This is a genomic window from Shewanella scandinavica, from assembly GCF_031932065.1.
GTDB lineage: Bacteria > Pseudomonadota > Gammaproteobacteria > Enterobacterales > Shewanellaceae > Shewanella > Shewanella baltica.
Map to the genome: position 1 here is coordinate 20,618 of NZ_JAUOES010000039.1, position 7,229 is coordinate 27,846.

The 7,229-nt window shown below is 48.9% G+C and carries 3 protein-coding genes; all 3 read left to right on the forward strand.

Annotation, left to right across the window (positions count from 1 at the left end):
- Window positions 1-2,085: a peptidase domain-containing ABC transporter gene (locus Q4Q50_RS21060; RefSeq protein ID WP_311900998.1), complete on the forward strand. Its 2,085-nt coding sequence runs from the start codon at window positions 1-3 to the stop codon at window positions 2,083-2,085.
- Window positions 2,078-3,403, forward strand: coding sequence for an HlyD family type I secretion periplasmic adaptor subunit (locus Q4Q50_RS21065; RefSeq protein WP_311900999.1), 1,326 nt, complete (start codon window positions 2,078-2,080; stop codon window positions 3,401-3,403). Before Q4Q50_RS21060 ends, Q4Q50_RS21065 begins: the two co-directional genes overlap by 8 nt.
- A 12-nt stretch (window positions 3,404-3,415) precedes the next feature.
- A partial coding sequence (locus Q4Q50_RS21070) for a VCBS domain-containing protein (RefSeq protein ID WP_311901001.1) occupies window positions 3,416-7,229 on the forward strand: 3,814 nt, incomplete at its 3' end.

Here is a 7,229-nt window from a genome sequence, read left to right on the forward strand (position 1 = left end):
ATGCATAGCCAAACCCAGTCTGTCCCAAACTTAAAATCCCAACTAGTCACACTATTTAATCAACTCGGACTTAATGCCCAAGCCAAGAATATTGAACGCAGTGCGTTAGTCGATGATGCGAGTTACTTAGATTTGTATATCTTATTTAAAAAACATCATGTTGTTGCCGATTTACGATCTCTTGATCCCGAGGTACTCAGCCATACAATTTACCCGTTCCTGATCCTACCCGAAGAGGGCGAACCGCAAATAGGCCGCAGAAGCCAGCACACCTTTGAGTATTTAGGCCCACACCATCAATGGCAACCACTCACACTCCCCACTGATGGAAAAGTTTTTATTATTAATAGCCTACCTTCTTCCAATCAAAAAAGGAGTCGCTTTGCAAGCCAGTTTAAGCAGCAAAAAAAGTGGTTCAAACCCGTTTTTTTGTTAAGCCTCGTCGCCAGCTTGACCGGATTAGCGATACCGCTTTTTACCATGGCGGTATACGACAGAGTCATTGGAGGACAAGCCCCCGAAATTTTACATGGGATCGCAATAGGTGCATTGCTTGCCTTAAGCATTTTTATTTATAGCCGAATGCTGCGAGCCAAAGTACTGGCCAGAGCAAGCAATAAATTGGCAAGGGATCTCTCAGCCGTATCCTTTAATCAACTCCTCAGTATGCCGTTGATGATGTTATCCCGAGTTGGATTATCGAATCATTTAGCACGACTTCGTAATGCAGAAAAGGTGAGAGGATTATTGTCAGGCCCTAGCGGAGGTGGGCTGATTGATTTGCCCTTTACGATCGTGGCGCTTATTGCCATCACAGTTCTCAGTGGTTGGCTGGTATTAGTACCATTTTGTATGCTGATTCTGTTTTACCTAGTGATGAAAGCCCTAAACCGTTTTACCCAAGCCGCCAGCCCAACCATCAGTAATGACTATCAAAACAGTCTCAATGAACTAGCTAAAAATGTATTAGAGCTGAAAACCGCAGGGGAAACCGAAGGCTGGTACGCAGATTTTATCCGTCGTTGCCGTGAGCACTGCCGACAACAATTTTTATATACCAAACGTAATGGGCTGACAGCGGCAGTTGCCCATGCCATGGGGCTGATGACAGCCCTAGTTACCGTGTTTTGTGGCATTTTTTTAGTGTTAAATCAAAGTATATCACCCGGCGCTTTAATCGCCTGTGGTATGTTGATTTGGCGCATCACAGGCCCCGCCCAATTAGCATTTTCTTCGGCGTCTAAAATTAACATGATAACCAGTACTGTCACCCAGTTTGACCGTTTTATGGAGGTGACGACCGAATTTAATCAACTCCGCCTCGATGGACCTAACCTAAATAAAGCACCCGCGCTCAACTTTAAACATGTCACCTTTCGTTACAGTGCTGAAGCTGAACCTGCACTCTCTGGCGTCACATTTGATGTTGAAGCAGGAGAAACCGTCGCCATTATCGGCCCTAATGGCAGTGGTAAAAGCACCTTATTGCTGACAGCCATAGGCGTAATTGATACCCAAGCAGGCTTTGTCACTTTAGATGGTAAAAACCTGAAACAATTCGACCCCGAAGCTTTACGCCAATGGGCCGCATTCAGCCCGACCCACACCGAACTACTACCGGGCTCGTTAGCAGATAACTTACGGCTGGCTAAACCCGATGCCACCGATGATGAGTTGTGTCAAGCATTGTATGAAGCAGGTGGAGACGCTTTAAAAGAGGTGCTCGGTGGCGATTTAAATCGCAGTTTATCCGCTCAGGGAGCCAATATGTTTTCGGTGATTGGGAGTGGTTATATCAGCCTAGCTCGGGCCCTATTAAAAAAATCGCCTTTACTTGTCATGGATGAACCCATAGCCAACCGCAATCCTTTTGCGAAAAAAACCTTTATCGAAACCTTAACCAAGTTAAAAGGGAAAACGACTATTTTATTTACTAGCCATGATCAAGAACTGATCCAACACGCGGATAAGGTCGTTATCTTAGATAAAGGGTCAGTGGTTTATGCTGGTCCTATCCCAAACAAACCTAATGTAGACAATGGCAACCAATCAGTGGCTAGCATGGAGACAACACACAATGAATGATCGTCAACTTAACCATCGTTCTTTGCCAGAACACGAGTTCAGTCAAGCCATTGAAGCACCAGCAGAAAAGCGCATCATCAAACAAATCACCTACTTTATTGCGGGTTCAGTGTTCATTATGTTTGTGTGGTCACTGTTCACTAATATTGAAGAAATTGCCAAAGCGAAAGGTCAGGTTATCCCCCTTGGACATCAACAAGTGATTCAGAGTTTTTCAGGGGGAACCATAGCCTCTATCTTGGTCTCTGAGGGGGATTTAGTGAAAAAAGGCGATGTCCTCGCCAACTTTATCGCCATCGATAGCCAAGCTGCCGCTGAAGAGCTGGAAAGTAAACAAGCTAATCTGGTGCTCAAAATTGAGCGTTACAGTGCTTTTATCGAATCCAGAGAGGCCAACTTTGCTCGCTACCTTGAAAGTCATCCCAATCTTGTGAAAGGGCATATTAGTGATCTCGAACGGATGAATACCGAAAAACAAGCCATCATTCAATCTTCCCTCGCGGAAATCGCCAAATCGAAAGCTGAGTTGGCAAGTCTTGATCAAGAAATTCCGCCACTGAAACATCAAATCAATTCAGCCCAACAAACCATCAATATGATGGATTCCATCAAAGAATCTCAGGCTATCTCTAAGCTCACTATGCTGGAATCGCAACAAAAATTAGACTCCTACATACGTGAACTAAAAAGTATGGAAGGTAAACAACAGGTATTGGCACGGGATATTGAAAATCTTCAACGGCAGTTGGAGCAAAAACAAGCCACATTGCTAAAAGAGGTTGGTGAAGCTCGCACTGATGCACAAGCTGAATTATTAGGGATTACCGCACGTTTAAAATCCTCCGATTTGCAGATGCAACAAAACACCATTACCTCCCCTGTTGATGGCATCATCCAGTCCATTCCAAACACCTCATCAGGGAGTGTGATTCAACCAGGTGGCACAGTTGCGGTGATTGTTCCCACCACGCCAACAGCCCTACTTGAGGCCAAACTCTCCCCTCGGGACATTGGCTTTGTCAGTGTGGGACAAAACGCGCGCATAAAAATTGATGCCTTTGATTACAGTCGCTATGGGGCACTTGATGGTATCGTCAAACGCATCTCCCCAAGCACAGATGCAGATGAAAAAGGCGGCGTTTTTTATAAAGTACAAATCTCGATTGACAAGCCCTACTTTGGCGATCAACCCGATAAGCTAGAGCTGATCCCCGGTATGACTGGCGAAGCGGATATTGTCACAGGGGATAAAACCGTCTTTCAATACCTGTGGAAACCCGTATTTACCAATGTGACTGAAGCCTTTGGTGAACGCTAGGGAGCACGAACTATGAGCCAAAAAAAACCATTAACGCTCTCAACCGCAAAACGAAAAAGTCGCATTTCAGCAAAACTCGCCAAAAAATCTGAAATTGCCGCTAAAAAGCTTGATAAAGATGTCGCCAAGCTCAAGGCAAAGGAATTTAGAGGGAGTGAAGTCCAAAGCACTGCAAGCCCAGATATTGTGGCAAGCAAGTCTTGGCGCTTACCCTCGCACGCAGCAACGCAGCTTGTTAATACCGAAGAATCGACAGAGCAAAAGCCTGATTCGCAACCCGCTACCGTAGACATTGATAACCGCCATGTAACAGCCCAGTCAGCTAGCTCTAGCACAGACTCGGAAAAAACCTTGTCAGAGATGCCACAGCAAGCGGATGAAACGCAAACCCAAAATGCCCCTAAGTTCCAAGATTATGGTTCGAGTGAATCAACCCATTTAGGGCAAGGTCCACACTTTGACGACACACAATTGCCCCTTGTTACCCTCAGCCAACTCCCTGAAATTGGACATGTTAAGCAGCAGATTGAACCGGCAGTATTAACGGTATCAATGGCAAGAACCACATTAACTCAAATTGTGCGCCCCCCAATCATTAGCACTGAACAGCACACCCCACTCACCATTGACGAACAAGCCGGCCATCAATCGGTTAAAGAAGATGCCCCAGTCGCGAGTGCCTCTGGAAAACTGCACGCCCATGGGGGAATAGTAACCCCACTCCAATGGACGGTCGCAGAACATCAAGGTCAATTTGGTCACCTTGATATCGATCCAACAACGGGCGAATGGCATTACCAACTCGATAATAATGCACTTAACACTGATGCATTAGCCGAAGGTGAGCATCAAACCGAACAATTTACGATTACCGTCAGCAGCCCCAATGGCGAACAAGTAAACACTGTCATCATCATCGATGTCGAAGGCAGTAACGATCTGCCCCAAATTTTAGGATCGCACCTCGCCAGTATTAATTCGGCGGACTCCTTGCAGACAGTGATGGGGCAACTACGCAGTGTCGATCCCGATCATAACGATGTAATCACTTGGGCTGTGCTTGATGGACAAGGTCAATATGGCCAACTGAGCATCAATCCACTCACGGGCCAATGGCAATACCAACTAAATAACCATGCAAACGCCACGCTTGCTCTAGTCTCTGGCCAACAAGTGACGGAAACCTTTATCGTCACCGCAACAGATCAATCAGGCCATCCTGTTAGCCAGCAAGTCAGCATTCAAGTGAATGGGGCTGATAATACCGCCATCATTAAAGGTGATATGACGGGTTTAGTGACGGAAGATACTCAGGCTCTCAACGGCCAATTAACGGTATCAGGTCAATTAAGCATCCAAGATCCAGATAAGGATCAAGCCCATTTTTCGGCAGGTTCATTGCAGGGACAATTTGGCTATCTTACGATCGATGTAAACGGCCATTGGATCTACAGCGCCGATAACTCACTGGCCACCGTTCAAAGCCTTAAATCGGGTGAGCATCTTACTGATACTTTTACTATCCACAGCGCCGATGGTACTGGGCAAAACATTACAATCACGATTAATGGAACTGATGATAAGGCCGAAATATCAGGCACAACCTCGGCCTCACTCACTGAAGATAGTGACACATATCAAGGCATGCTTAGGGCCGATGGCAACCTTACCATCACAGATAACGACCACGGACCACACTTATTTACAGCTACAGAGCAATATGGTCAGTTTGGTACCCTCATCATTGATGAATTAGGCCACTGGACCTACACCGCAGATAACTCGCAGACGGCAATTCAAGCACTCAAAACCGGAGAATCCATCACTGACACCCTTGTGGTACAAACCCAAGATGGCACACAGCAAACCATCTCCATCACCATTCATGGTACCGATGATCACTCTGTGATTATGGGCACATCAGTAATGAGGGTGTTTGAAGACAAACGCCTTTCTCAAGGACAACTCCATACAGACGGTCAACTCTGGGTAAGCAATCCCGATACCGGGCGAGCAGGATTTGCAGCCGAACAACTCCAAGGTCAATTCGGCATATTATCCATCAACACCCATGGCCATTGGACCTACACAGCAGACAACAACAATCCCAGCATACAAGCTCTCAAGCATGGTGAATCCTTAACTGACACCCTGTTTGTACAAGCATTGGATGGAACAAGCCAAAAGATCACGATTCTGATCAAAGGTGCTGATGATAAAGCGATTATCGGTGGAACCGTCACCGCAACGCTTATCGAAGATCAATCTGCCCAGCATGGGCAATTACAGGCACATGGCACACTCACCATTACCGACCCCGATGCTGACCAAGCCCAGTTCACTGCACTAACCGATGTGGTTGGCAGCAACGGCTACGGACACTTTAGCCTTAATTCCTCAGGGGTATGGACTTACAACGCCGACAACACGCAGACTGCCATTCAGCAACTCAATACTGGCGAGAGCCTCACCGATACCTTCACAGTCAGCAGTGTTGACGGCACTAGCCACACCGTGACCGTCACGATACAGGGCAGCAATGACGCGCCCGTGCTAGTTGGGCAAACGCAAAGTGTAACGGAAGACGGCACACAACTCAGTGGCAAAATGATTGCCACCGATGTTGACGCGGGCGACACGCAAACCTTCAGCCTTGTCAACGCCGTCGACGGCTTCACGCTGAATGCCGACGGCAGCTACAGCTTTGACCCAAGCCATGCCAGCTACCAACATCTGGCCGCGGGCCAGACGCAAGATGTGATTATTCCGGTCACTGTAACTGATAGCGCCGGAGCAACTAGCACACAAAATCTCACCATCACAGTCACCGGCAGCAACGACGGCCCAACCATCGGCGGTGTGAACACCGGCGGCACGGCCGAAGACAACAGCCAAGCTGTGACTGGCCGGCTCACCATCGCCGATGTGGACGACGGCCAGGCACATTTCATCGCCCAGACTGCCACGACAGGCAGTTACGGTAGTCTAACGCTGAACGAGGGCGGGCATTGGCAGTACCTGCTGGACAACAGCAAGGCCGCCGTCCAAGCGCTTAAGAGCGGCGAGACCGTTACCGACAGCTTCACCGTCTCCAGCGCCGACGGCACCACGCACACGGTCAGTGTCACCGTTGCTGGCCGTGATGATGGCGCCGTCATTGCGGGTACCGACAAAGGCACAGTCACCGAGGACACAGCCGTCACCAGCGGTCATCTGCAGGCTAGTGGCCAACTGACGATCACCGACTCCGATGCCGGACAAGCCCGCTTCACCGCCCAAACGGATGTGGCCGGCAGCAGCGGCTACGGACACTTCAGCCTGAACAGCACTGGCGCCTGGACCTACAGCGCCGACAACACACAGGCCGCGATCCAGCAACTGAAGGCTAGTGAAACACTTACCGACACCTTCACCATCAGCAGCACGGACGGCACTAGCCATACCGTGACCGTGACCATCAACGGCACAAACGACGCGCCAGTACTCGCGGCGCAAACACAAGCAGTCACCGAAGATGGCACACAGCTGACCGGCAAAATGATTGCAACCGATGTGGACGCCAGTGACACGCAAACCTTCAGCATCGCCCAGCCTGTGGACGGTTTCACCCTGAATGCCGATGGCAGCTACAGCTTTGACCCAAGCCATGCCAGCTACCAACATCTGGCTGCGGGCCAGACGCAAGATGTTATCATCCCAATCATTGTCACCGACAACGCGGGCGCCACCAGCACGCAAAACCTCACGATCACGGTGACGGGCGCCGCAGATGGCGCCGTGATCGGCGGAGTGGACGTCGGCAGTGTGACAGAGGACCAGCCCGTCC